Raw genomic sequence first — 20,324 nt, 5'->3', positions numbered from 1 at the left:
TGTCGCTTCTCCGAGCAATCGAAGGGATTGTCCGTTGCGCAATCCGCAAGGATTGTCGCTTCGTCCCTCGGGAAGGAATGGTGTCGAGTAGAGATGAAGGCGTCCAATAAAAAGTCATTCGAAAAAAGATTGTGCGGCGAACCTGATGGTTCTCCGCCTGTTCTGTTTGACATCGTAAAGAGAAGATTTGTTCGAACTTCATGGCTGAAAAGCTGTGATTTGTCGCGGGAGACGCTCAATCTCCCGCATATGATGGGCTTGCCTAACCGCACCCTCGAACCGATCTCGAGAAGCTGGTCTTTTTGTGCCAATTCCATCAAGTCGGATCCCGCACAGGATTTGATTTAGGCGACAATCCCTTCGGGGTTGCGCGGACGCTAATCCCGTAAGGGTTTGGCTGAAGCGACAATCCTTCGGATTGCGCAGGTGGGTATTGGCAATGAGAACGATCAAGTGTCTTAAGGGCAATTGGTGGATGCCTTGGCATGCACAGGCGATGAAGGACGTGATACGCTGCGATAAGCTACGGGGAGGTGCGAATACCCTTTGATCCGTAGATTTCCGAATGGGGAAACCCACCTAAGGTGCTTGGAAAATCAGAGCAGCCAGAGGGTCGACAAGACCAACTTGCTGCTGTGGTTTCCAAGTATCTGAAATAGGTAACTTACCCTGAATACATAGGGGTAAAGTGGCGAACGCGGGGAACTGAAACATCTAAGTACCCGTAGGAAAGGACATCAACCGAGACTCCGGAAGTAGCGGCGAGCGAACCCGGACCAGGCCAGTGGCGATGATGAGACAAGCGGAACCTTCTGGAAAGTAGGGCCATAGTGGGTGACAGCCCCGTACGCGTAATGCAAATCATCGTCCTCGAGTAAGGCGGGACACGTGAAATCCTGTCTGAAATTGGGGGGACCACCCTCCAAGCCTAAGTACTCGTGCATGACCGATAGCGAACTAGTACCGTGAGGGAAAGGTGAAAAGCACCCCGACAAGGGGAGTGAAAGAGTACCTGAAACCGATTGCCTACAAACAGTGGAAGCCCAAGGTTCGTCCTGGGTGACCACGTACCTTTTGTATAATGGGTCAGCGACTTAGTGTGACGAGCAAGCTTAAACCGCTAGGTGTAGGCGCAGCGAAAGCGAGTCTGAACAGGGCGTTCAGTTCGTCGCATTAGACCCGAAACCGAGTGATCTAGCCATGAGCAGGTTGAAGGTAAGGTAACACTTACTGGAGGACCGAACCCATAACTGTTGCAATAGTTCGGGATGACTTGTGGCTAGGGGTGAAAGGCCAATCAAACTCGGAAATAGCTGGTTCTCCGCGAAATCTATTTAGGTAGAGCGTCGACCGAATACCCCAGGGGGTAGAGCACTGGATGGGCTAGGGGTCCTCACCGGATTACCAAACCTAACCAAACTCCGAATACCTGGGAGTACTAGTCGGCAGACACACGGCGGGTGCTAACGTCCGTCGTGAAAAGGGAAACAACCCTGACCTACAGCTAAGGTCCCCAAGTTATGGCTAAGTGGGAAAGGATGTGAGGATCCCAAAACAACCAGGATGTTGGCTTAGAAGCAGCCATCATTTAAAGAAAGCGTAACAGCTCACTGGTCTAAATAAGGGTCTTTGCGCCGAAAATGTAACGGGGCTAAAGCCATACACCGAAGCTTAGGGTTTGATCCGCAAGGGTCAAGCGGTAGCGGAGCGTTCTGTAAGCTGATGAAGCCATACCCGTGAGGGGTGGTGGAGGTATCAGAAGTGCGAATGCTGACATGAGTAACGTAAGGGGAGTGAGAGACTCCCCCGCCGAAAGACCAAGGGTTCCTGCTTAAAGCTAATCTGAGCAGGGTTAGCCGGCCCCTAAGACGAGGCGGAAACGCGTAGTCGATGGGAACCACGTTAATATTCGTGGGCTTGGAGGTAGTGACGGATCATTGAGGTAGTCCAATCTTATCGGATTGAACGGGCTGCTGCGTGGTTCCAGGAAATAGCTCCTCCTTATAAACCGTACCCGAAACCGACACTGGTGGTCTGGTAGAGTATACCAAGGCGCTTGAGAGAACTATGCTGAAGGAACTCGGCAAATTGCACGCGTAACTTCGGAAGAAGCGTGACCCTTTTCCACGCAAGTGGAGGAGGGTGGCACAGACCAGGGGGTAGCGACTGTTTATCAAAAACACAGGGCTCTGCGAAGTCGCAAGACGACGTATAGGGTCTGACGCCTGCCCGGTGCTGGAAGGTTAAGAGGAGGGGTGCAAGCTCTGAATCGAAGCCCCAGTAAACGGCGGCCGTAACTATAACGGTCCTAAGGTAGCGAAATTCCTTGTCGGGTAAGTTCCGACCTGCACGAATGGCGTAACGACTTCCCCGCTGTCTCCAGCATAGACTCAGTGAAATTGAATTCCCCGTGAAGATGCGGGGTTCCTGCGGTTAGACGGAAAGACCCCGTGCACCTTTACTATAGCTTTACATTGGCATTCGTAGTGGCATGTGTAGGATAGGTGGTAGGCTTTGAAACCTGGGCGCCAGCTCAGGTGGAGCCACCCTTGAAATACCACCCTTATTACTATGGATGTCTAACCGCGGCCCGTTATCCGGGTCCGGGACAATGTATGGTGGGTAGTTTGACTGGGGCGGTCGCCTCCTAAAGAGTAACGGAGGCGCGCGATGGTGGGCTCAGAACGGTCGGAAATCGTTCGCTGAGTGCAATGGCATAAGCCTGCCTGACTGCGAGACTGACAAGTCGAGCAGAGACGAAAGTCGGTCATAGTGATCCGGTGGTCCCGCGTGGAAGGGCCATCGCTCAACGAATAAAAGGTACGCCGGGGATAACAGGCTGATGACCCCCAAGAGTCCATATCGACGGGGTTGTTTGGCACCTCGATGTCGACTCATCGCATCCTGGGGCTGGAGCAGGTCCCAAGGGTATGGCTGTTCGCCATTTAAAGCGGTACGTGAGTTGGGTTCAGAACGTCGTGAGACAGTTCGGTCCCTATCTGCCGTGGGTGTAGGAATATTGAAAGGATCTGTCCCTAGTACGAGAGGACCGGGATGGACGGATCTCTGGTGGACCTGTTGTGGCGCCAGCCGCATAGCAGGGTAGCTATATCCGGACGGGATAACCGCTGAAGGCATCTAAGCGGGAAACCCACCTTAAAACGAGTATTCCCTGAGAACCGTGGAAGACGACCACGTTGATAGGCCGGGTGTGGAAGAGCGGCAACGCTTGAAGCTTACCGGTACTAATAGTTCGATCGGCTTGATCGTTCTCATTCCTTATGCCCATCTCGGCGCAATCCAGAGGATTGTCGCCAGAAGTCAGATGGTCTGACCAGCACTCACGCTTGTTTCGCCCTTCGGGCGGAGCTACGTGGGTGCGGCGCATCAGCGCCGACGGTCGGTCGACCTTGCGAAGCTTCGCTTCGAAGGGCGCCAGGACCAAAAGAACTGTAAAGGCACACAAAGACCAGCGAACAGCTCCGAGAGAGCGCAGATAGGTAACCCCTACTCGCTACTCCCTCATCGCTATTCGCTCAAAAGCTTCTCGAACAACGTGCGTTTTGCCGACCTGGTGGTTATGGCGGAGCGGCTGCACCCGATCCCATTCCGAACTCGGCCGTGAAACGCTCCAGCGCTGATGGTACTTCGTCTCAAGACGCGGGAGAGTAGGTCGCTGCCAGGTCTGCCAAACGCACGTTGATCTCACATCCAAAATCGGATGGAGAGTAATCTTCTCTTTATGAACAGGCCCGCCAACGGGAGCCCGGGCCGCAATCGCGGCCCTTTCATTTGGTAGGCCATCTACCTATCTGTCTATCTGTAGGCCATCCTCTTGTAGGCTTGGGCTTACGTCCAAGGTTGACGCGGGGTGGAGCAGCCCGGTAGCTCGTCAGGCTCATAACCTGAAGGTCACAGGTTCAAATCCTGTCCCCGCAACCAGTTTCGTCATAATACCCTTACCGTCCCGGTCTAACCGGGGCGGTTTTTGCGTTTGTGGATTCGGAAACGCCAACGTCGCGCCAAGACGGTAACCATTCGGCCAGGGCCGCGGTGGCTACGATTTCGGGCGACAGTTTTCTGCGGTGGGTTTCAGCGGTGCGTGGCCCGCAGCCCTGCGCTCGTCTACGATATGCCGAAGGTTGTCGATGCCGCCTTCGGTGAAGACGACGATAGGTTCGCTCAATTCGGATGCGGGATAGTCGTCGTAGGCGCTCAGGCAACCGTGTTCCGAGAACATCTCGATCGAGCAATCGCGCAAAAAATCTTCGTCCTCTTCGAACATCTCAGCCACATATTTGAGGGTGTAAAGAGCGGAGTTGCGATTTCCCATCTGACGGCCTCACGATCCGGTTTGCATGTGAGCTAAGTAATGAAAGGCACTGATCAGGCAGCTGCTGCGACCGTCAAAGAGCTCCAATTCTAGGGAAGAAAATCCTCGAGCAGTGTCATTGGCGTGTCTGCGATGAAGGAGAGAACATCGGCCTGGCAGGCCTGGGGATCGACGTCGTTGAAATTTGCGAGGTGGTGATCAGCGTCGCCACGAAGGCGGCCCCCTTGGGCTCATGGCGTCGGCCGCGTAAACAGGGCGCGAAACAGCTCCTCCGAGCGTCTAAGACCCTCATCCGTCAACACCAAGGATTTTGCCTTGTTGACTGGATCGGCGATCAGCCCCTTCCGGTGAAGTCGATCCGTCACGTCTCAGGCAAAGCCCTTCCAGGCGCACCGTTCATCGTGCAGCGTCAACCAAAGCAGCGCCAAGACCGCATCGTCGATCTTGTCGGTGTCGATCTCCATCGCTGCAGTTTAACACAGACTGTGCCCGACGCAGCCCAGACCGAATCTATACTCTGGGCTCTCGAACTTCGAATGCAACCGAGGCGAAGGCTGGGCGGTCTACAGGCAGCCCTCTGATTTACTTGCAGAAACGACGACCGCTGCAGTGACGGAAGAAGCTTGTGGAACCAAGCTATCAGCAGGGCATCTAGTTTGGCTGGTGTTCCTGGAAGCTTTTCGAACAGATGCATCCCGTCCGCGATGGACGACGCTGATCGATGCAAAGACAGGGTCCGGCGGCAGAGCGTCAGGGTCTACACGGCCGCTTGCCGGGATCTGGTTGATATCCCGCGACTTTACGCACGCTCCACGACGACCTCGCGGCGGCGGTTGCCGCGCGTGACGCTGTGAGGTCGATCAATGGTCGATAAGCTCCAAGAGAAATGGTGGAAGGCGCCGCCTGAGTTCGCTCAGATGGTCGAGCGCAACCAAAGGGAGTTCAAGGCGCAATTCGGGAGCTTCGAGGACGCGGAGATCGATATCTTTTGGCTGGGCACATCGGAGAATGGCAAATTCCTGGCGTTCCAGTTCTATCGGCCGGAAGGCTCAATTCATCGGTTCGCACTGCCAAGCAGCCGGGTGTCACAGTTTGTCACCCAGCTCGCCGGCACGACTGACGAGATGAACGACCGGCAAGTAGCTGCGGCGCTCGCTAAGGCGGAACCGAAAGGGCAGGCCTAATGGCCTGGCTCGCCTTCGCCCTGTCAGTTCCTAGTGGAAATCAACACCATGCCGGCAGTCACCTTGCGGTGCTATGGGAGCGCGCCGGCATCGCAGTGGCCAGCTCGGCCGACTTCCTTCGCGGGACAGGTTCGGGTTATGCCACCGGAATATCGGATGGCAGGGTCGCGGCGATCGACAAGCTGGACGGCTTCGTCAAAGAGATGGGCCGCGCGCCGGCATCGCGACTGATCGATTATTGCGTCGCTGGATTGACCACGGCGCAGATCGCGATGAAGCACGGCGCGTCCGATCGGGAAATGGCGCCAGTGCTGCACCATGATCTGCGCGCATGTGCAGAGAACTTCAATTTTCTGACGGGTAATCGACGTTGACTTTCAACGCGAAACCCCATAGTGATTTGCCACTCGCAGAACTGCGCCGGAAACCCGCCAAATCAACTGGCGGGGTTTTGTTGGCGATAGCGGTCAACTCGCGTTCGCTCGAAAATCGCCACCCCAACTCCGGAAGAAATTTTACCCAGCGATCGGCTGATTTGCTGCCACCATCTCAGTCGTTGGCTGGCTGCTCTCGCTGATAGAGATGATTCCGTGCTTGAAAAAGACGGTGCTGGTCTCGCGGCCGGGCGCTCCCACCTCTGCCGAAACGACTAGGAGCTCAAAGTGACCTTTGGAACTGAGCTGATCCACAAGGCTTACCAATCGTGCTTCTTCGCTCTGGCCGCGATGCTGTTTTCCGTCAATCGTGGTCACAATAAAATCAGTCACACTGACCTCCTCCACTCAATTTGGGCTTCAATCAGACAGCGAAGTCACAGGCTCAACTGACGGCCCAGATCGCGGAGTCTTGCTCTCTTCGGCTATTACCAGCAGCGCTTCAAGGGTGACTGCAATTCCCGACATCAGCGCTGAAATATCGGTGTTGCCGCCGGGCAATGCGAGTTCTGTCGCCCTGATTTGCATGCTGGTGCTGAGTTCCTTCAATTTCTGGCGTAGATCGTCGTCCATGATATTCCTCCGGTGGCTGGAGAACTAACGCTGCGATTAGCGACCAGTTCCTTCGATGCAAAGGGCGCCCAGTCCGACGGGCGCCCCTATGGCTGAAGCAGGGCAGCACCATATTGCGCCCACAACTGCTCGCAGTCTTTCGCCCTCAGGCTTGGCGTTCCCGGTTCACCATAGAAGACCATCGCCGCGCGGACGTCATATCCAAGCACCGATGCATTGGCGACAAACTGGATGGCGTTCCCGAGGCGAATGGCGCCGAGCTTGGCTTCCGTTTTGTTGGTGAGATCAAGCACCCCAAGAACTTCGGCGTCGTTATTCCTGGCAGCCAACACCGCGCCTACAGCCGCAAGCATATAAGTCTCCGCTAATTGTCTTAACTCGGAGGAGCGGACTTGTTCCTCACCGCGACTAGCCGACCTGTATGCGCTCAAACCGCAAAGGTGCCAAATGCCGAGGAAACCCCATCCTCGCTCTGCCGAGGCCGAGGCCTATCGCAAGCTCTACCGCGACCCCCGCTGGTGCGGACCTCATGGCATTCGACGCCAAACCCTACGCCGCGACCTGTGGACGTGCCAACGCTGCGGATGCCTGGTTATCGAGGGCAACCGCCACCATCCGCAGGCAGCGGTCGTCAACCACAAGCTCAAGCACAAGGGCGACGAGGCGCTGTTCTTCGACCTCGCCAACACCGAGACCGTTTGCAAGACCGACCACGACACCCTGATCCAGCGCGAGGAAGCGCGGGGCTATGTCATCGGTGCGGACATAGACGGCAGGCCCGTTGATCCGAACCACCCATGGAATGCGAGATGACGAGGCCACTACAAGGCGAGGATAACAGGTCAAGCACTATTCGGTCGTTTCATGGTGAACCCCGACCCGAAATTTTTCGACCATGGGCATGGGTAGGGGGTCAAAAAGTCGCCAACCTGCCCGCCCGGTACCCGCGTCCCCCCTTCGTTCGCACCGAGATGAAATTTGAGTAGGGGGGATGATCGGTGATTTTCCCCGTGAGGCCTTGGCATGCAAGGGATTGAAGGCGGAAACGGCACGCCGGATGAACCGGACTGGGCTTCGCTCTACGCCGACGAGTTCGATATCGCGGCGGCGCACGAAGAATGGGGCATCGTTGTCCGCGAGTTGCGCGATGCGGTCACGCTGTCAGTCGCCAATGGCCACGCCGTGCGCCGCCTCGTCGAATATCGCGTCCAGTTCGAACGGGCATCGCGCCACGTCGCGGAATATGGTCCGATTCTGGAGCCCACCAGCAAGAAGGCGAAGGTCGGACAGTGGAATCCCTACTGGTCGGTGATGCGGCAGGCAGGCGAAGCGATCCGAGCGCTCGAAGCAGAGCTTGGCCTGGCGCCGGTGCAACGCGACAAAGGTGCAACGTGGCAAAAAGACCCCCAGGGCCGCCGACGCGTACCTCAAACCAGTTTCGAAATGACCCTACCAGCCAGTACGCCGCAAACGTCCTGGCAGGAAAGATCATCGCCGGCGAGCACCATATCGCGGCGGCCGAACGCCACCTGAAGGATCTGAAGGACGGCCCGGCGCGCGGGCTGCACTGGCGACCTGAAATCGCGGCTCGAGCTATCGGCTTTCCACCGGCAGTGTTGAGCATCACTGCCGGCGCGCATGAGGGGCGGCCGTTCAGCCTGCTTCCCTGGCATGTGTTCTGCTCAGGCAGTCTGTTCGGCTGGCGCATGTCCAGCGGCCGGATGCGGTTTCGGTCGGCCTGGGTCGAGACGGGCAAGGGTCAGGCGAAATCGCCATGGATGGCGGCCACCGGCCTTTACCTGCTCGGCTACTACGGGATCGCCCGGTCGGAAGTCTATTCGATCGGCCAGGACCGCAAGACGGCGAACGTGCTGTTCAAGGATGCCGTCGCGATGTGCCGCGCTGCGGTCCCGGCCGCCGAAGGCGAGGAGATCGACGACGACGATACGCTGGAGAACCGGGGCGAAGTGGTCATCCGGGGTGAAGGCGACAACGCTTGGAAGATCGAGCACCTCGAAACCGGCTCGAAATTTCAGGCGCTCGCAAACGGGGAATCCATTTCCGGGCCGCGACCGACCGCGATCCTGGCCGACGAAATCCACGAGTTCAAGGCGAACGACTCAATCGAGACGTGGAAGCGCGCCATCGGCAAGATGCCCGGCGATTCGATCATGATCCTCGGCACGAACACGCCGGCCGCCACCCAGATCGTCGGCAACGACTATAGCGAGCACTACCAGCGTGTCGTGAAGGGCGAGGTGAATGACGACGAGGCGTTCGCCTTCATCGCTCGTGTCTGCCAGCAACGAGGATCAGCAACTGATCTCGGTTGGCGACTTGGGCTTCCAGTACGCCAGCAGCATCAAGACCGAGACCTTCGACATCAGCTTCTGATCGTCGCCTTTCTCCCGAAACAGCCAGGCACTCATGAACACGCAACCTCGTCTCAACGACTGGGATCGCCGCCTCGCGCGCGTGGCCGAATCGCTCGTAAGTCTGACGTCGCTTCAAAGGCGTGTTTCGCGTGAGCTTGAGACTGTGGGTGGAGCGATTGACGTGGCTGTGATCTCAAAAGGGGATGGTTTTGTATGGATAAAGCGAAAGCACTATTTCAAACCTGACCGAAATCTGCGCTTTGTGAATAGCTACTTCACTGAGCTGGGAGAGGGTGCTGAAGGAGGCAACGATGACCACACTGCTTGAGCGTAGGCGTTTTGAGTTAGGGACTCAATTCGGGTCAACGTTCGTAGAGAAGAAGCGGGCAGTCGAGGAGGTCACCAGACAATCCGTCAGGTTGGCGTCCAGAGCGTACCAGAAAGTGCTAAAGTCCGACCTTAAGAAGCCCGCAAAACCAGCCAAAGCTTCGAAGAAGAAATGACATTCTACGGCGGAGGCCGGCGCAAACAACACCTCCGTCGCTCGTTGACGCCATGCTGGTTGATCCCCAGCACTCCTGACTGCCCGCCTTGCCGAAAGGTGCGGCGGGCTTTTTTGTTGCCCGCAGGAACATTGTAGCTGCTCATTTGTTTCGGGTGAGGCGGCGTGCATCCCCCCATAAAGGCCGCTGACCATTGTCCCTCATTGGTCGGCCCGCGTACTGTGCAACAGGCGCGGGCCATTCATCATAGTGAATGAGGCAGACGTATCCGACTTCGCCGGGCTTACGTCATGGAACGCCGTTTTGATTGCCGTTTGATGGTGCCGGCGGCCCCGAATCATTAACGGCATCCGGCCGAGCCTCAAAGTATGCCGGGAGTATGTGCCAAGCGAGGCCCGTGATCATAATTGCGTAGAAAAAAAGAAGCGGCAGAATAAATGGGTAAAGACCATTGAACGAGGTTGCTAATGACAAGGCACTTTTTCGATGTGCGGCGAGGATCGGCGTTGGAGATTCCTCAGTCGCACGATCATCGGGTGTCACGTGAACCCCTAAAGGCTCGCTCTCAATTGGATTGGAAGAATTCTTCCCGCCAAGCGTGCCCATTCTTGGTAATCCTACCGCGTCGTCAGTCTGTTTGAATGAGGAATGGTGGACGCGGAGACAACTCGGCTCTGCTCATCGGGGGCAATATTAGCTCTCAACGCCGCCCCGGCATCCGTCGAACAGATGAACACAGGGCCGAAGCTTAGGTTGCAGGATTTTCGAGAGGAAGACGAAAATGGCCGTGGCTAAGAAGGACCAGGAGCGCATCGCCTACGCCTGGATGTACGGGGTTCAGGCGCGGAAGGACGGCAAGGAGCGCGTCGTGCCGAAATACTGGCATGAGTACGCCGACGCCTGGCAGCAGGGCTTTGACGGCACGCCATTGGTCGGGACGGACAAGCCAAAGCGTGTCAGCGACGCTATGGAAGCCGAAGTCGACGAGGCCGGGGTCAGCAAGAGTTAGGCTTGCCAGCGGGCTCCCGCCGCGCAATATTTCCGGTGGGGGAATAATGCGCGAACTGCCTCGAAACATTGATGCTGATGTGGTCTTGGCCATCGGTCATCAGCTTGATGACCACGCGAAGATGACGCCGGTTTCCATCGCTGCGGCGATTGCCGACCTACGCAAGGCCGTCAAGACCAAACTCACCAACGATGAGATTGAGCTGCTTCTGGTGGAAATGGCTGGGGCGCGCGGCCTTTCTGTAAAGCTCGATCGCGATGCTGGAACCTAACCGCCGCAGCGAGCTATGCCGACATGAGTACGCGCGGCATCAACTTCCTCGACCAATGGCTGAGCAACAATCTGTCCGGCATCGTCAGCGCCGACGTTATCTCGGTTGCCGAGGCGATCCAGAAGCTGTTCGCAGACGCCAAGGCGATCGGGATCAGCAGCACCGAGATCGAGGAAGAAACCGGCAGCGTGTACGAAATGGTCCTGGATGCAATTGTGCATTACGATCTAGGCTTGCAAGAATAGGGCTCAATGCCGCGTCGGCCCGACCGGCGCCGGTTTGTCAGGCTCACCCATGCGCACGGGAACCGCGAATGCTGGAGAAGTCCTAGAGCCCGTGCGAATTGGTTCCGGTTGGCTTCCAGTCCTTTGCGATGCCATCCAAGGCCATCCTGATATCGTCTGGACTGTCGATACCGCCGCTGAAAAGAGCGATCAGCCGACGCGCTAGGTGCTGGCGTGCGGGATGCGAGCCTTCCATCCCAGCTTGCTCGCAATAGTCGTCTAGAATTTTGGTGAGTGCCGCCAACTGTACTTCGTCAGCGGTTCCGCGAATGGTCATCTCGCATACTCCCTCAAGGGCGAAAGCTTGATGTACTCTTTCAATCGTCCGTATGCCGTTGAAGGCGGGCGACGCCGGAACTGTACGCTTCCGACAGTCGGTTAGCGAATCAATTCCGAACCTTGCCGGGGTGTTCGGCTTCCGCCATCAACCTGTTGAAGGCGGAAGCGTCTTCAGCCGTGTCGAAAGGCCGGGCCGTAACGGCCCCACCTGGGGCCAGAATGACGGCTAGGTATGGGAGGCCAAGCACTGGCGGGCTGTAGACGGCATAGGACGGGCGCGTGGTTTTCATCGCCCAAGGATACAAAGGCGTTACGCATTTAGCCAACGTGGCCTAACTGCCTAGACGAGCGGTGAAACTTCAGCCTGTCTCATCCCGTAAGCGGCGGGTCTTCGAGACAGTGAGGCAAGCCAATGGCGGACACCCCGAAGGCTCAGGCGCGATGGCCGAGGAGATCGGCGACAACGTCCGAGTCGAGGAGATTACGCCGAAGCCGCAGCGCTGATTTTAGCTACCTCCTGCTCGACTGAAAACAACCGTTCCGTCGTCTTTGCGTATTTCCACCGCAACGACGCCGTCATCCCGCTTTCGATGGGGAAAGGTAGTAAAGACGTGGTCCCTCGCAGCCTTCTCGGCATCGAAGGGCGTCTTTTCAACGATCCCCTGTTTCCCGTACCAAATCACCGTATAGGTCAACGCTGCGACGCTCCCTCAGCAGGAGCTTTGATCTTGCCGGCAATCACTTCAAGGGACGCATCTAGCCCCTTGACGGCAGCGTAAAGGGCGGCAATAGCCGCCACCAGATGGTCTTCTGGTTTGCCATTGTCGTTCGTTAGATCGGTGCGTTGAGGCAGCGACATGGGCGAACTATGCGCCTTGTCGCGGTCTCAGTCTACGTAGCCGGCATCAGTGCCGGTGAGGCAGCCAGTCTATGCATTCTTCGAGAAGCTTCAGCCGGCACGCTTCTCACCATCGACGCTGCACGTCGAAGGATGACCTGCAGGTCCGCGTCTGGAATACCCCGATGCGATTGGGCGCGCTCAGCATCCCGCAAGGTGGCGCCGACCATCTCCCCGGCAAACTGCCGCTAGCGACTTGATGTCTTGCAATCCACAGAGGTTCCGCGCTTTCATTGGCATGGGGACGCCGTGAAAAAGGAGAGGGGTCGTGAGCGTGACAACTCGCCACTACATTTTCCCAACCGATGAAGAACCCCGCCGCTTGGCACATCTTAGAGCGGCCCGACAGCCAGAGGTTGGGCCGGGCGGATGTCGGGCCTAACCGGCGAGCTTCGGGGGACGAGGTGTGGCACCGGCTGGAGCAAACATGCGCCCAACCTAACCGAATGGCATCATTCGAACGGCTGTGCTAGCCATGAAACGCGCGCTAGTGAGGCCCTGTGTGAGCAGCCTATCCCAGCCGCAGCTTCACCAAAATGATGAAAGGCCGCCACCATACCTGTGGTGGTAGTAGTGTCGGTGGTGGTACCTATGGTGGTATCGGTAGTACGGGCGATATTGCGCCTCGTAATACGGGTCGCCGTAATAACCGCCGCCGTACATGGTGCCAATCAGTGCTCCGGCGACAATCCCGCTTGGGAAGGAGTCGTCATATCCGCCGTATCCTGGCCGATAGTAACCCCTGTGGCGCCATCTGGCGCCATCCCGAATTTGGATCACACCAGCTGCGCACTTTGTGCCTTAGGCACGAACATCGGTGCGGCATCAACAGAAACAGTGCTCGTTAGCACAAAGGTTGATATCAAGGCGGCCGCCATGCCGGACAGGAACTTCATGATCAAGTCCTCGCTGATTGGGCACTATTTCTGCTTATCCACAAACGTCGTCGAAGCGAAATAGTTCCCTCAGCGAAATAGGTTCCCTGACTGGATGAGCCTGCTCCAGACAGCTCGGCAAGAAGCTGCCAACATAAGCTTCGCCCGCAAGGGTGTGCTCGACGATTTGCCGATTCAGCCCTCCGTGCTATGCCTGCCTTCAGGGGGAGGACTGCCTGATGCGATCTCGTTACTTGCGCAAAACGACCGGAGCCACGCAACTCCTATCGCAATCGACCCAGGCGAGACCCGTGCGACGGGTACCATCCGCCGACTGATCGACAAGCACGGCGCCGAGCACGCGCGGCTGGTGATGTGCATCCTTGCCGAGGGCAAGGGCAACTGGCCACCGTGAATGAACTCCGGGGCGTGGTGCACCAGCGCCATGCGCTTACCGGCATGATCTACCTCTACGCCCGGCAACTCAGGTCGGCGCCGATCGCCTTCAAGCGGGCCGACCGTGGCAAGATGCGGAAGGTCAGGATCAGCGAAGGCGAGAAGCGGGCGGTATAGATACGGGCGGCCCGACAGTCTCTCGGCGGGGGGCCATAGGGCTGTCGGGCCTGACCGGAAGTGATAGAGCACCCGGCCGACTCGCAATCTGCGCTACAGCTAATACGAGCGCAATCCCAAGCCAGCAGGTGCCAGGGGACGCGCGGGGACCCTTCGGCGGTGTAGGAGCGGCCGGCGGGACGCTCGCTGGTGAGGCTCTTAGAGGCTAAGGCTCCATCCAAATGAAGGGCGACAAGCGCAAGTGTGTGGAATCTAGTATTGCCATGGGCAAGCGTGGCGCCGGCTCCGGGCTTTCGGGGCGTGACTTCTTCCCTGTCCGATTCCTTCTTGGCGTCTATGCGCTCGTGGGCGTAGTCGGGATCGTCTATATGCTTCTGCATGGATAGGCTGATCCGTCTGGCATTCTAGGCGTCGAATGCAGGTAAGAGAGTTCCTCCAAAAAAATCCTGCCGCAGTCCCCACAGCCATCTGGTGCCGGTTTCCTTTTGCGATATAGGCTAATGGAACATTAGAGGCTGCTAATAGTACTTGCGTGCCTGCTAAATTAATGAGATTTTGCAGGAGGGAGGCCGTTGGGGAACGGCAAAGGGTTGGGGCGATGTATTTTCCGCAGTTTCTGGTGGGGATGCTGACGACGGCGGTGGTCGTCGCGGCTTGGGCCTATCTCGACACGGGGTCCATTATGAAGGGGGTAATCTGGGGCGTCATCGCGGCTGTTGTGTTGCAGGTCGGGTATTTCGCGCTCGTGTTCAGGCTCGTCTATAGGGGACGAAGAAACATCGAACAGGAGGCGGGGGAGATTACTCCCGAGAGCCAGCAAACAGCCGGTCGGCCCGAGGCAGCTACTGCACTGAGAGAGGCGATAAAGAAGGGCTGACGCCAAGGTCCATTAGCGGAACCGGCTTGACGGAACATTAGCAGCATCTAAATGCTTGCTTGCGGCAGGTGGTGCCCTCCATCGCCTACCGAAGATCGGGCCTCCGATCGGCCCGCGCTCTCTCCGCCAGAGGGGCGCGGGCTTCCAATCATCAGGGGAAGTGAATGACTGAACAGCCCGCAACGACTTACATTGTGAGCGTCGACAAGCCGCACTGGCGAACGATTTTGACCACCAAGGACAAGGCAGAAGCGGACGCGCTTGAACAGGCGATGGTCCAAGATGGCGTTAAGGCGCAGATCGAGGAGATCACGCCGAAGGTGAAGCGATGATCTTCAGGTTGGCTACCCCTGCCAGACGCACGGCAAGCGCATCCAGTCCATTATCATAAATCCGGGTCAGCACGCCCGCTGCGGCGTGTGCTCGTTGGGATGTGCAGTGGTGGAGATCACCGCCTCCTAGCCTCACTGGCCTGTTGGCGGTGCGGTCCCAAACTCCCCAGGTTCCGCCGGCTTCAATGTGACAGTAAAATCTGTGCTGGTGATTTTCCATAATGGGGAAACGGTCCAGCCGACGCTATAGGTCCATTGGAGATGGCGACGTAGTTAATGTCGCCGCGACCGCTTCGACCTAAGCACTGCCATCGGTTTCGCTTTCCTCGTCGATCATCCGGACAGGCAGATAAGCGTTCGTTTCCAGCCACTCTCGCAGTACGATCTGAATGAGGTCCGACCGGCCAATTTTCATTTCAGCGGCTATGGAGTTCAGCGCGTCTTCCATCGCGGGCTCCAGCGGCACGCCAGCGACGTTCCGGAGCATCAAGGCAGCGCGGCGAAGGATGATCTGCAGATCCGGCCGCGACACGTCCGCGATGCGGTCGGCGGCGCTCTCAAGCTCTTCGGCGATGGAGAGGCGTGTCACCTCGCCTTCCGCTTCGCAGGCGCCGTCTTGACCGGCGTTGCCTTGCGGCCTAGGCCAATCGACTTCGCCAGGGCAGAGCGCTGTGCAGCGTAATTTGGCGCCACCATAGGATAGTCCTTAGCCAAACCCCATTTCGCACGGTATTGGTCTGGCGTCATTCCAAGCAAGCCCAAGTGCCGTTTCATGGACTTGAACTTGCGACCGTCTTCCAGCGAAATGATGTAATCGGGGAATATCGATTTCTTAGGGTTTACGGCGGGCGCTTGGACCTGCTGCTCGACGGGTTTTGCCTGGCTGAGGCCAGACAGTGAGGAATGAATTGACGCAATCAGGTTAGGTAGTTCTGCGACAGGGACTGGGTTGTTCTGAACGTAGGCCGCGACAACATCTGCCGTCAGTTCAACAAACTCACCCGTGCGAGTGTCAGCGTCTTCGGTCATTTCGAATTCCCATTCTTGAAATATGCCACCTCCAGCGGGGGGGCACAGTCCGCTAGGCGTGTTGTTCACTTATGTCGTTACTGGCTAGCACCTCGATTGGCAACCCGACTGTGATGAGTGCAAGGGCGGGATATGCCCAAGCCTATGCACAGGCTCTCGCCGCATCGAACAAGGCGGCAGGGTTCTCAACCGGTGGCATGATCGCGCCCGGTGATACCCAACAGGTCCGGTTCTTCAAGTCACCCGATGAGACGGTCGGCATTTTCACGCCCGGCCAAATGAAGGCGATGCAGGGCCAGGGGTCGACATCCCAAGCCGCATCCGCCGCCGACAATCGCCCGATCACCATCAACCAGACTCACAACTGGAACGGCAATACGCCGCCATCCAAGGACAGCATGGCCGAAATGCGCAGGCAGGTGGCTTTGGGCCTTCGTGACGCTCTGAGGTCCGTCAATGGTCGATAAGGACATGACCGCTGAGAAATGGTGGAAAGCGCCGCCAGAGTTCACTCACATGGTCGAGCATAACCGCGCAAACTTTAAAGCCCAATTTGGCAGCTTCGAAGATGTGTTGATCAAGCGCTATTGGTTGGGAACATCCGACGACGGCGCATACCTGGCCTTCCAGTTCTATAAGCCGGACGGCACCATTCAGCGCTTCACGATGTGCAGGGAATGGGTGTCAGATTTTGTCATCCAACTAGCCGGCGCGACCGATGATATGAATGAACGTGCGCTCGCTGCGGGACTCGCCAAGGCAGAACCGAAGGGGCAAGCATAATGGCCGATAGAACCGGCGCAGTCTCCGATCCTCGCGTGAAAGCGCTCTGCCAGGAATTCGACGTTCGGATCGTCGGCGCGCACCTTTACCCTCAGCCCGGCGAAACCCGTGCTGTAGGTACTATCCGATGGATCATTGATCGCCATGGCGTCGAGCATGCGCGGCTTGTGCTGTGCATCCTGGCCGAAGGCAGGGGTAACAACGCCCTGATCGACGAAACCTCGCTGTGGGCCATCAGTGACCTATTGCGGGCCTGTCCCGATCTGGTCGAGGGAAAGACCTCGGCGCTGCTCGAGATGTTCGATGCGCTGCCCTTGGGGCCGATCATGGCGATGGTGAATGAGTTGCGCGGCGTGGTCCACCAGCGCCATGCGCTTACCGGGATGATCTATCTCTACGCCAGGCAACTCAGGTCGGCGCCGATCGTCGCCTTTAAGCCGGCCGGTCAAGGCAAGATGCGCAAGGTCAGGATCAGCGAAGGCGAGAAGCGGGCGGCATAGGCCCGTTTTTTTTACTGCACGAAAAGTGACTGAGTGGGCGCATGATGGTTTGATGTGGCAGTCGATCCTCAACGCGCCATTCTTCCAGAGCCTGGAACTAGCCGTTCTGGACGAGGAAGGCATGCACGCGCTGGTATTTCCCTGCGAAAGGACTTTGGAAGGGTGGAAGCACGCGCTTGGTGGAATGCATGTCGACGTCCATCCTACCCATTGGCGCGACTGGATTGAGCAAGACCAGACGGACGCATGATAACCAATAGCGCAGACTGGCCACAGGCACCCGCCAGGAAGTGCGGGGCGCTTCGCCGATGTTGGAGAGCGGCCAGGGTGAACGCGCGCTGGTGAGGCTCTAGAGGAGGCGCGACGAATTCATTGGCCAATTGGCCCAATAGGCATACTGTCCGCAGGTCGTCCGTCTTCTTACGGCATACGGACGCTTGGAAGCCAACTTCGGTGCTCCCGCCTGTGTTCGGAGCCCTGCAATGTCTCTGTCCCAGAGCCTAATGTCTTTCGATCTGACTTTCGAATGCCCGCACTGTCAATTGGTCCTGACCAAAACTGGCTCCTGGTTCCGCGTCGTCGCCAGCTATGAGTGCGAGGGATGCCGGCGGAAAATCAGGATCACCTATCCCGACAAGGTGGCGCTCTTCAACAACCACGCGCACCTAGCCGCCTCGCTCGCTGGAACATGATTGCGGCATGTCCGCAATGGCGGCAGGTGGTGCCCTCCATCGCCTACCGAAGATCGGCCCTCCGATCGGCCCGCGCTCCGTTCGTTAGATCGGTGCGTTGAGGCAGCGACATGGGCGAACTATGCGCCTAGTCGCGGTGTCAGTCTACAGAGTCGGCGCGGGCGCCGAGATCGAAGAGATCAAGCCCAAGAATCGCTAGGTCCATGCAGCCAACGGCATTCCTATGGATTGACAGTGAATTCAGCCCACATGCCCGCCCCATAGTGACCTGGCACGTTGCAGATCAGCAGGTATTTTCCAGCCTTCAGATCGACGGTCAATGTGCCTGATTTGCCAGGATCGAGCTCCGAAACCTCGCCCTTGTCGCCAGCCTTGTCTTCGTCGACGCGGTTCTCGTTGCTGATATAAGGAAGCGGCTTGGTTGGATCGGCCATAAACATCACGATCATCTCGTGAATGGTGTCCTTGGAGTCATTCTTCACTTTGAATGTGACCGCGCCCGCCTTCACCGAACCCGGAGACGCCTTGATCCCCATGGTCGCCTTGGTGATATCAAGGCCCGGCGTCGCATAAGCGAGCCCCGTCGGCATCTCCGCGCTCGCCCCCTTGTCCCACAGCGAGACCTTGACAGTCGAAGCAGCCTGGGCGGCACCGGCGCCGCCGGCCATGAGCATAACGGCAGCGAGCCCGATTGCTGCCCTTCTCGATATTCTTTTCATGACAATCTCCTTAAGGACGGCAGCAGAAGCGCTCTACATCCCGCCCGTCATCCTGCCCGCGGCTGGCACCCAACGCCTTGCGCTAAATCAAACCGCGCACAAGAGGCTGAGGGCCATCGCCTGCCGAAGATCGGGCGATTAGCCTGATCGGCCGCGCGCCGACGGCCGGGAGCGCGGGCTCTTCAACTCACAGGGGCAGAGATGACTAACAAGCCGGCCACAACCTACGTCGTGAGCGTTTTCGAGAAGCCGCACTGGCGTACGGTGCTGACCACCAAGGACAAGGCGCTGTCTATGGCAAAGGAAATCGGCGACAAGGTGCGGATCGAGACGATCACGCCGAAAGTTAACCCTAAGCGCCGGGGTAAATCGGGAAGAGCCTAGCAAATGCATTTCTGCTAATATGAACCGTCCCGCACATTCACGCGTGACAATAAGGGAGGATGCGATGGATAACATGAATCGCAGATCTGCAATCGCTCTCGGTGTGACGGCCGCCGCCGTAACGCCATTGTTCGCCTTGGCGGCATCTGCAAAAACCAAGGAATATGGCCCGAAGGATGGCAAGGAGATTGCGCCCGGAGTCAGGATAGTGGAGGTCGGCACCGGCAATGCAGATATTTCCGCCTACAAGAGCATCGCAATTGTCGACGTGGTCTTTCAGCCCGGTGCACACGCTCCGGCAATGATGATGGACAACGATATGGTGTGCACAATCGCTGCGGGCGAATTCACCATCAAAAAGGTGGACAAGGAATTCAAGCTCAAGGAAGGCGACATGTATACGTGCGCCAAGGGCAAGACCGACGAGGCGACAAATACAAGTGCAGTGGTTGGCGTCCACCGCATCGCCGTCCTGATACCAGCTTAACGAGAAGGTGCGGCCCACGGCCGCCCCCAAACTCTCGGCAATGCTGGAGCCGTCGCTTCGCAAATGGAGCGGCGGGCTCGCTTAGAGCAAGCTTTGCCCGCTAGGGCGAAGGCCAAGAGAGCCATAGCAAGCCGGTATTTCATTTCCGCAACCTCACTCCGGCGCCGCCGCCATTTTCAGGGATGAATTCAACGCCGGCCGGTCATCGGGAAAGCGGAACATCGGCCCTTCTTCTGACTTGAAAGTGAGCGTAGGATCGCATTATGGCCACTGCCGAGACAAGCCCGGTTATCGCGGTCTTCACCGAAGACCATGCTGTTCGGCTGACAGGCCTGACAAAGGGGCAGCTGCGCGCCTGGGACCGACGCGGCTTTTTTGTGCCGCGACACGCCTACGAAAAGCGCGCGGAGGCCTACAGCCGCATCTATTCATTCAAGGATATTGTAGGACTGAAAACGCTATCCGTTCTTCGCAACGGCCATCATATTTCTTTTCAGGAACTCAAGCGTGTCGCCGCTAAGCTTATCCGGCGAGGGTACGAGCATTGGGCCGACACCAAGCTCTATGTCGTCAAGAAGGTGGTCCATTTCCTGGATCCGAACACGAGCAAGGTTGAGAGTTTACGTGACGGGCAATATGCCATGCTCCCGATCATCGATGTGATCAGCGACGTATCCGCAAAGGTCCTGGAACTCAAGAAACGCGACACGTCCCAGATTGGTCATGTGGATAGACATAAATTCACGATGCGAAACTCGTGGGTCATTTCGGGGACCCGCATCCCAACGGCGACCATTCGCAGATATGCAGAAGCGGGCTTCTCAGAGGATCATATAATGCGGGAATACCCCTCTCTCACACGAGAGGATATCCAAGAAGCACTTCGGCATGAAAAAGGACTCGCCAAAAGCGCGTAAAAGCATTCAAATC

At 57.6% G+C, this 20,324-nt stretch carries 31 protein-coding genes, 1 tRNA gene, 2 rRNA genes and 2 pseudogenes; 24 read left to right on the top strand and 12 right to left on the bottom strand.

The genetic code is table 11. The features are described from left to right. The first annotated feature begins 447 nt into the window (after window positions 1–447). From BPNPMPFG_RS16970 to BPNPMPFG_RS16960, 3 genes are all read left to right on the top strand, one after another. Window positions 448–3,270 (top strand): 23S ribosomal RNA (locus BPNPMPFG_RS16970). Window positions 3,271–3,570: 300 nt separating this feature from the next. Next, window positions 3,571–3,685, top strand: a 5S ribosomal RNA gene (gene rrf / locus BPNPMPFG_RS16965). 180 nt (window positions 3,686–3,865) lie between these two features. Beyond that, window positions 3,866–3,942: transfer RNA gene (locus BPNPMPFG_RS16960), tRNA-Met, on the top strand. A 115-nt stretch (window positions 3,943–4,057) separates the two neighbouring features. Here BPNPMPFG_RS16960 and BPNPMPFG_RS16955 read toward each other — a convergent pair. The 3 genes and pseudogenes from BPNPMPFG_RS16955 to BPNPMPFG_RS16945 all read right to left on the bottom strand — a co-directional run bounded on the left by BPNPMPFG_RS16955 (window position 4,058) and on the right by BPNPMPFG_RS16945 (window position 4,797). After that, window positions 4,058–4,333, bottom strand: coding sequence for a hypothetical protein (locus BPNPMPFG_RS16955; protein ID WP_258596663.1), 276 nt, complete (start codon window positions 4,331–4,333; stop codon window positions 4,058–4,060). Between the two features lie 89 nt (window positions 4,334–4,422). After that, window positions 4,423–4,553, bottom strand: a pseudogene (locus BPNPMPFG_RS16950) (transposase domain-containing protein); the annotation flags it as partial. Between the two features lie 10 nt (window positions 4,554–4,563). Beyond that, window positions 4,564–4,797, bottom strand: a pseudogene (locus tag BPNPMPFG_RS16945) (DUF6429 family protein). A gap of 453 nt (window positions 4,798–5,250) precedes the next feature. Between BPNPMPFG_RS16945 and BPNPMPFG_RS16940 the strand changes: the two are divergent. Together BPNPMPFG_RS16940 and BPNPMPFG_RS16935 are read left to right on the top strand one after the other, a co-directional pair. Beyond that, window positions 5,251–5,517 (top strand): hypothetical protein, encoded by a 267-nt coding sequence (locus BPNPMPFG_RS16940; RefSeq protein WP_258596661.1) that lies wholly within the window; start codon window positions 5,251–5,253, stop codon window positions 5,515–5,517. Then, window positions 5,517–5,891 (top strand): hypothetical protein, encoded by a 375-nt coding sequence (locus BPNPMPFG_RS16935; protein ID WP_258596660.1) that lies wholly within the window; start codon window positions 5,517–5,519, stop codon window positions 5,889–5,891. The genes BPNPMPFG_RS16940 and BPNPMPFG_RS16935 overlap by 1 nt, the downstream gene beginning before the upstream one ends. A 141-nt stretch (window positions 5,892–6,032) precedes the next feature. On the opposite strand, the gene BPNPMPFG_RS16930 is transcribed toward BPNPMPFG_RS16935, so the two are convergent. The 3 genes from BPNPMPFG_RS16930 to BPNPMPFG_RS16920 all read right to left on the bottom strand — a co-directional run bounded on the left by BPNPMPFG_RS16930 (window position 6,033) and on the right by BPNPMPFG_RS16920 (window position 6,877). Then, on the bottom strand, window positions 6,033–6,284 hold the full coding sequence (locus BPNPMPFG_RS16930) for a hypothetical protein (protein WP_258596658.1): 252 nt from the start codon (window positions 6,282–6,284) through the stop codon (window positions 6,033–6,035). Between the two features lie 27 nt (window positions 6,285–6,311). Next, a complete protein-coding gene (locus tag BPNPMPFG_RS16925; protein ID WP_258596657.1) occupies window positions 6,312–6,524 on the bottom strand; it encodes a hypothetical protein in 213 nt (70 codons plus the stop codon). An 86-nt stretch (window positions 6,525–6,610) separates the two neighbouring features. Further along, window positions 6,611–6,877 (bottom strand): hypothetical protein, encoded by a 267-nt coding sequence (locus tag BPNPMPFG_RS16920; RefSeq protein WP_258596655.1) that lies wholly within the window; start codon window positions 6,875–6,877, stop codon window positions 6,611–6,613. A 94-nt stretch (window positions 6,878–6,971) separates the two neighbouring features. Between BPNPMPFG_RS16920 and BPNPMPFG_RS16915 the strand changes: the two genes are divergently transcribed. From BPNPMPFG_RS16915 to BPNPMPFG_RS16900, 4 genes are all read left to right on the top strand, one after another. Further along, window positions 6,972–7,337, top strand: a complete 366-nt coding sequence (locus tag BPNPMPFG_RS16915) for a hypothetical protein (RefSeq protein ID WP_258596654.1) — start codon at window positions 6,972–6,974, stop codon at window positions 7,335–7,337. Between the two features lie 210 nt (window positions 7,338–7,547). Beyond that, a complete protein-coding gene (locus BPNPMPFG_RS16910) occupies window positions 7,548–8,057 on the top strand; it encodes a P27 family phage terminase small subunit (RefSeq protein ID WP_258596653.1) in 510 nt (169 codons plus the stop codon). A gap of 173 nt (window positions 8,058–8,230) precedes the next feature. Further along, a complete protein-coding gene (locus tag BPNPMPFG_RS16905; protein ID WP_319946000.1) occupies window positions 8,231–9,052 on the top strand; it encodes a terminase large subunit domain-containing protein in 822 nt (273 codons plus the stop codon). A 158-nt stretch (window positions 9,053–9,210) separates the two neighbouring features. Further along, on the top strand, window positions 9,211–9,402 hold the full coding sequence (locus tag BPNPMPFG_RS16900) for a hypothetical protein (RefSeq protein WP_258596652.1): 192 nt from the start codon (window positions 9,211–9,213) through the stop codon (window positions 9,400–9,402). A 288-nt stretch (window positions 9,403–9,690) separates the two neighbouring features. Here BPNPMPFG_RS16900 and BPNPMPFG_RS16895 read toward each other — a convergent pair whose 3' ends face one another. Further along, window positions 9,691–10,008, bottom strand: a complete 318-nt coding sequence (locus BPNPMPFG_RS16895; protein ID WP_258596651.1) for a hypothetical protein — start codon at window positions 10,006–10,008, stop codon at window positions 9,691–9,693. A gap of 175 nt (window positions 10,009–10,183) precedes the next feature. Between BPNPMPFG_RS16895 and BPNPMPFG_RS16890 the strand changes: the two genes are divergently transcribed. The 3 genes from BPNPMPFG_RS16890 to BPNPMPFG_RS16880 are packed head-to-tail and all read left to right on the top strand — an operon-like array spanning window position 10,184 to window position 10,927. Further along, complete coding sequence (locus BPNPMPFG_RS16890) at window positions 10,184–10,411, top strand: hypothetical protein (RefSeq protein WP_258596650.1); 228 nt, start codon at window positions 10,184–10,186, stop codon at window positions 10,409–10,411. A 46-nt stretch (window positions 10,412–10,457) separates the two neighbouring features. Beyond that, window positions 10,458–10,682, top strand: coding sequence for a hypothetical protein (locus tag BPNPMPFG_RS16885; RefSeq protein WP_258596649.1), 225 nt, complete (start codon window positions 10,458–10,460; stop codon window positions 10,680–10,682). A gap of 23 nt (window positions 10,683–10,705) precedes the next feature. Further along, window positions 10,706–10,927: a DUF768 domain-containing protein gene (locus BPNPMPFG_RS16880; RefSeq protein WP_258596647.1), complete on the top strand. Its 222-nt coding sequence runs from the start codon at window positions 10,706–10,708 to the stop codon at window positions 10,925–10,927. Between the two features lie 82 nt (window positions 10,928–11,009). On the opposite strand, the gene BPNPMPFG_RS16875 is transcribed toward BPNPMPFG_RS16880, so the two are convergent. Further along, window positions 11,010–11,243, bottom strand: a complete 234-nt coding sequence (locus tag BPNPMPFG_RS16875; protein ID WP_258596645.1) for a hypothetical protein — start codon at window positions 11,241–11,243, stop codon at window positions 11,010–11,012. Between the two features lie 693 nt (window positions 11,244–11,936). Beyond that, window positions 11,937–12,104 carry a hypothetical protein gene (locus BPNPMPFG_RS16870; RefSeq protein WP_258596643.1) on the bottom strand — a complete coding sequence of 56 codons (168 nt, stop codon included), beginning with the start codon at window positions 12,102–12,104 and terminating at the stop codon, window positions 11,937–11,939. 1,029 nt (window positions 12,105–13,133) lie between these two features. Between BPNPMPFG_RS16870 and BPNPMPFG_RS16865 the strand changes: the two genes are divergently transcribed. The 4 genes from BPNPMPFG_RS16865 to BPNPMPFG_RS16850 all read left to right on the top strand — a co-directional run bounded on the left by BPNPMPFG_RS16865 (window position 13,134) and on the right by BPNPMPFG_RS16850 (window position 14,800). Next, window positions 13,134–13,433 carry a hypothetical protein gene (locus BPNPMPFG_RS16865; RefSeq protein WP_258596642.1) on the top strand — a complete coding sequence of 100 codons (300 nt, stop codon included), beginning with the start codon at window positions 13,134–13,136 and terminating at the stop codon, window positions 13,431–13,433. After that, window positions 13,430–13,591, top strand: coding sequence for a hypothetical protein (locus BPNPMPFG_RS16860; protein ID WP_258596641.1), 162 nt, complete (start codon window positions 13,430–13,432; stop codon window positions 13,589–13,591). Before BPNPMPFG_RS16865 ends, BPNPMPFG_RS16860 begins: the two co-directional genes overlap by 4 nt. 598 nt (window positions 13,592–14,189) lie before the next feature. After that, on the top strand, window positions 14,190–14,468 hold the full coding sequence (locus BPNPMPFG_RS16855) for an exopolysaccharide production repressor protein (RefSeq protein ID WP_258596640.1): 279 nt from the start codon (window positions 14,190–14,192) through the stop codon (window positions 14,466–14,468). 164 nt (window positions 14,469–14,632) lie between these two features. Continuing rightward, complete coding sequence (locus tag BPNPMPFG_RS16850; protein WP_258596638.1) at window positions 14,633–14,800, top strand: hypothetical protein; 168 nt, start codon at window positions 14,633–14,635, stop codon at window positions 14,798–14,800. 298 nt (window positions 14,801–15,098) lie between these two features. On the opposite strand, the gene BPNPMPFG_RS16845 is transcribed toward BPNPMPFG_RS16850, so the two are convergent. After that, on the bottom strand, window positions 15,099–15,389 hold the full coding sequence (locus BPNPMPFG_RS16845; protein WP_258596636.1) for a hypothetical protein: 291 nt from the start codon (window positions 15,387–15,389) through the stop codon (window positions 15,099–15,101). After that, entirely contained in the window at window positions 15,386–15,829 is a 444-nt protein-coding gene (locus BPNPMPFG_RS16840; protein ID WP_258596634.1) for a Ros/MucR family transcriptional regulator, read from the bottom strand. Before BPNPMPFG_RS16840 ends, BPNPMPFG_RS16845 begins: the two co-directional genes overlap by 4 nt. 197 nt (window positions 15,830–16,026) lie before the next feature. On the opposite strand from BPNPMPFG_RS16840, the gene BPNPMPFG_RS16835 reads away from it, so the two are divergent. The 5 genes from BPNPMPFG_RS16835 to BPNPMPFG_RS16815 all read left to right on the top strand — a co-directional run bounded on the left by BPNPMPFG_RS16835 (window position 16,027) and on the right by BPNPMPFG_RS16815 (window position 17,804). Further along, the gene (locus tag BPNPMPFG_RS16835) at window positions 16,027–16,296 is read left to right on the top strand and encodes a hypothetical protein (RefSeq protein WP_258596633.1); all 270 of its coding nucleotides are present in this window, start codon (window positions 16,027–16,029) and stop codon (window positions 16,294–16,296) included. Next, window positions 16,286–16,612 (top strand): hypothetical protein, encoded by a 327-nt coding sequence (locus BPNPMPFG_RS16830; RefSeq protein WP_258596632.1) that lies wholly within the window; start codon window positions 16,286–16,288, stop codon window positions 16,610–16,612. The genes BPNPMPFG_RS16835 and BPNPMPFG_RS16830 overlap by 11 nt, the downstream gene beginning before the upstream one ends. Next, window positions 16,612–17,112: a hypothetical protein gene (locus BPNPMPFG_RS16825; RefSeq protein WP_258596631.1), complete on the top strand. Its 501-nt coding sequence runs from the start codon at window positions 16,612–16,614 to the stop codon at window positions 17,110–17,112. The genes BPNPMPFG_RS16830 and BPNPMPFG_RS16825 overlap by 1 nt, the downstream gene beginning before the upstream one ends. A 52-nt stretch (window positions 17,113–17,164) precedes the next feature. Next, complete coding sequence (locus BPNPMPFG_RS16820; protein ID WP_258596630.1) at window positions 17,165–17,362, top strand: hypothetical protein; 198 nt, start codon at window positions 17,165–17,167, stop codon at window positions 17,360–17,362. 232 nt (window positions 17,363–17,594) lie between these two features. After that, on the top strand, window positions 17,595–17,804 hold the full coding sequence (locus tag BPNPMPFG_RS16815) for a hypothetical protein (RefSeq protein ID WP_258596629.1): 210 nt from the start codon (window positions 17,595–17,597) through the stop codon (window positions 17,802–17,804). Between the two features lie 221 nt (window positions 17,805–18,025). Here BPNPMPFG_RS16815 and BPNPMPFG_RS16810 read toward each other — a convergent pair whose 3' ends face one another. Then, window positions 18,026–18,523, bottom strand: coding sequence for a cupredoxin domain-containing protein (locus BPNPMPFG_RS16810; RefSeq protein ID WP_258596628.1), 498 nt, complete (start codon window positions 18,521–18,523; stop codon window positions 18,026–18,028). A 201-nt stretch (window positions 18,524–18,724) separates the two neighbouring features. Here BPNPMPFG_RS16810 and BPNPMPFG_RS16805 point away from each other — a divergent pair, with 201 nt between their 5' ends. The 3 genes from BPNPMPFG_RS16805 (at window position 18,725) to BPNPMPFG_RS16795 (ending at window position 20,311) form a co-directional block, all read left to right on the top strand. Then, complete coding sequence (locus tag BPNPMPFG_RS16805; RefSeq protein WP_258596627.1) at window positions 18,725–18,907, top strand: hypothetical protein; 183 nt, start codon at window positions 18,725–18,727, stop codon at window positions 18,905–18,907. A 64-nt stretch (window positions 18,908–18,971) separates the two neighbouring features. After that, on the top strand, window positions 18,972–19,394 hold the full coding sequence (locus BPNPMPFG_RS16800) for a hypothetical protein (RefSeq protein WP_258596625.1): 423 nt from the start codon (window positions 18,972–18,974) through the stop codon (window positions 19,392–19,394). A gap of 263 nt (window positions 19,395–19,657) precedes the next feature. Beyond that, window positions 19,658–20,311, top strand: a complete 654-nt coding sequence (locus tag BPNPMPFG_RS16795) for a DUF433 domain-containing protein (protein WP_258596623.1) — start codon at window positions 19,658–19,660, stop codon at window positions 20,309–20,311. Window positions 20,312–20,324 lie beyond the last annotated feature (13 nt).

The sequence above is a fragment of the Mesorhizobium sp. AR07 genome, from assembly GCF_024746815.1.
Lineage (GTDB): Bacteria > Pseudomonadota > Alphaproteobacteria > Rhizobiales > Rhizobiaceae > Mesorhizobium.
The sequence above is the reverse complement of the archived record's forward strand: the minus strand, read 5'-3'. Positions and strand labels throughout refer to the sequence as shown.

Bases quoted from the DNA above. Each gene is read 5' to 3' on its own strand.
- BPNPMPFG_RS16870 (WP_258596643.1), bottom strand. From the start codon at position 12,104: ATGTCGCTGCCTCAACGCACCGATCTAACGAACGACAATGGCAAACCA.
- BPNPMPFG_RS16815 (WP_258596629.1), top strand. From the start codon at position 17,595: ATGTCTCTGTCCCAGAGCCTAATGTCTTTCGATCTGACTTTCGAATGC.
- BPNPMPFG_RS16885 (WP_258596649.1), top strand. From the start codon at position 10,458: ATGCGCGAACTGCCTCGAAACATTGATGCTGATGTGGTCTTGGCCATC.
- BPNPMPFG_RS16835 (WP_258596633.1), top strand. From the start codon at position 16,027: ATGATCGCGCCCGGTGATACCCAACAGGTCCGGTTCTTCAAGTCACCC.
- BPNPMPFG_RS16825 (WP_258596631.1), top strand. From the start codon at position 16,612: ATGGCCGATAGAACCGGCGCAGTCTCCGATCCTCGCGTGAAAGCGCTC.
- BPNPMPFG_RS16810 (WP_258596628.1), bottom strand. From the start codon at position 18,523: ATGAAAAGAATATCGAGAAGGGCAGCAATCGGGCTCGCTGCCGTTATG.
- BPNPMPFG_RS16795 (WP_258596623.1), top strand. From the start codon at position 19,658: ATGGCCACTGCCGAGACAAGCCCGGTTATCGCGGTCTTCACCGAAGAC.
- BPNPMPFG_RS16890 (WP_258596650.1), top strand. From the start codon at position 10,184: ATGGCCGTGGCTAAGAAGGACCAGGAGCGCATCGCCTACGCCTGGATG.
- BPNPMPFG_RS16940 (WP_258596661.1), top strand. From the start codon at position 5,251: ATGGTCGAGCGCAACCAAAGGGAGTTCAAGGCGCAATTCGGGAGCTTC.
- BPNPMPFG_RS16955 (WP_258596663.1), bottom strand. From the start codon at position 4,333: ATGGGAAATCGCAACTCCGCTCTTTACACCCTCAAATATGTGGCTGAG.
- BPNPMPFG_RS16820 (WP_258596630.1), top strand. From the start codon at position 17,165: ATGTGGCAGTCGATCCTCAACGCGCCATTCTTCCAGAGCCTGGAACTA.
- BPNPMPFG_RS16900 (WP_258596652.1), top strand. From the start codon at position 9,211: ATGACCACACTGCTTGAGCGTAGGCGTTTTGAGTTAGGGACTCAATTC.
- BPNPMPFG_RS16915 (WP_258596654.1), top strand. From the start codon at position 6,972: ATGCCGAGGAAACCCCATCCTCGCTCTGCCGAGGCCGAGGCCTATCGC.
- BPNPMPFG_RS16925 (WP_258596657.1), bottom strand. From the start codon at position 6,524: ATGGACGACGATCTACGCCAGAAATTGAAGGAACTCAGCACCAGCATG.
- BPNPMPFG_RS16805 (WP_258596627.1), top strand. From the start codon at position 18,725: ATGACTAACAAGCCGGCCACAACCTACGTCGTGAGCGTTTTCGAGAAG.
- BPNPMPFG_RS16855 (WP_258596640.1), top strand. From the start codon at position 14,190: ATGTATTTTCCGCAGTTTCTGGTGGGGATGCTGACGACGGCGGTGGTC.
- BPNPMPFG_RS16935 (WP_258596660.1), top strand. From the start codon at position 5,517: ATGGCCTGGCTCGCCTTCGCCCTGTCAGTTCCTAGTGGAAATCAACAC.
- BPNPMPFG_RS16800 (WP_258596625.1), top strand. From the start codon at position 18,972: ATGGATAACATGAATCGCAGATCTGCAATCGCTCTCGGTGTGACGGCC.
- BPNPMPFG_RS16905 (WP_319946000.1), top strand. From the start codon at position 8,231: ATGTCCAGCGGCCGGATGCGGTTTCGGTCGGCCTGGGTCGAGACGGGC.
- BPNPMPFG_RS16895 (WP_258596651.1), bottom strand. From the start codon at position 10,008: ATGGGCACGCTTGGCGGGAAGAATTCTTCCAATCCAATTGAGAGCGAG.
- BPNPMPFG_RS16830 (WP_258596632.1), top strand. From the start codon at position 16,286: ATGGTCGATAAGGACATGACCGCTGAGAAATGGTGGAAAGCGCCGCCA.
- BPNPMPFG_RS16875 (WP_258596645.1), bottom strand. From the start codon at position 11,243: ATGACCATTCGCGGAACCGCTGACGAAGTACAGTTGGCGGCACTCACC.
- BPNPMPFG_RS16865 (WP_258596642.1), top strand. From the start codon at position 13,134: ATGAGCCTGCTCCAGACAGCTCGGCAAGAAGCTGCCAACATAAGCTTC.
- BPNPMPFG_RS16850 (WP_258596638.1), top strand. From the start codon at position 14,633: ATGACTGAACAGCCCGCAACGACTTACATTGTGAGCGTCGACAAGCCG.
- BPNPMPFG_RS16840 (WP_258596634.1), bottom strand. From the start codon at position 15,829: ATGACCGAAGACGCTGACACTCGCACGGGTGAGTTTGTTGAACTGACG.
- BPNPMPFG_RS16920 (WP_258596655.1), bottom strand. From the start codon at position 6,877: ATGCTTGCGGCTGTAGGCGCGGTGTTGGCTGCCAGGAATAACGACGCC.
- BPNPMPFG_RS16910 (WP_258596653.1), top strand. From the start codon at position 7,548: ATGCAAGGGATTGAAGGCGGAAACGGCACGCCGGATGAACCGGACTGG.
- BPNPMPFG_RS16880 (WP_258596647.1), top strand. From the start codon at position 10,706: ATGAGTACGCGCGGCATCAACTTCCTCGACCAATGGCTGAGCAACAAT.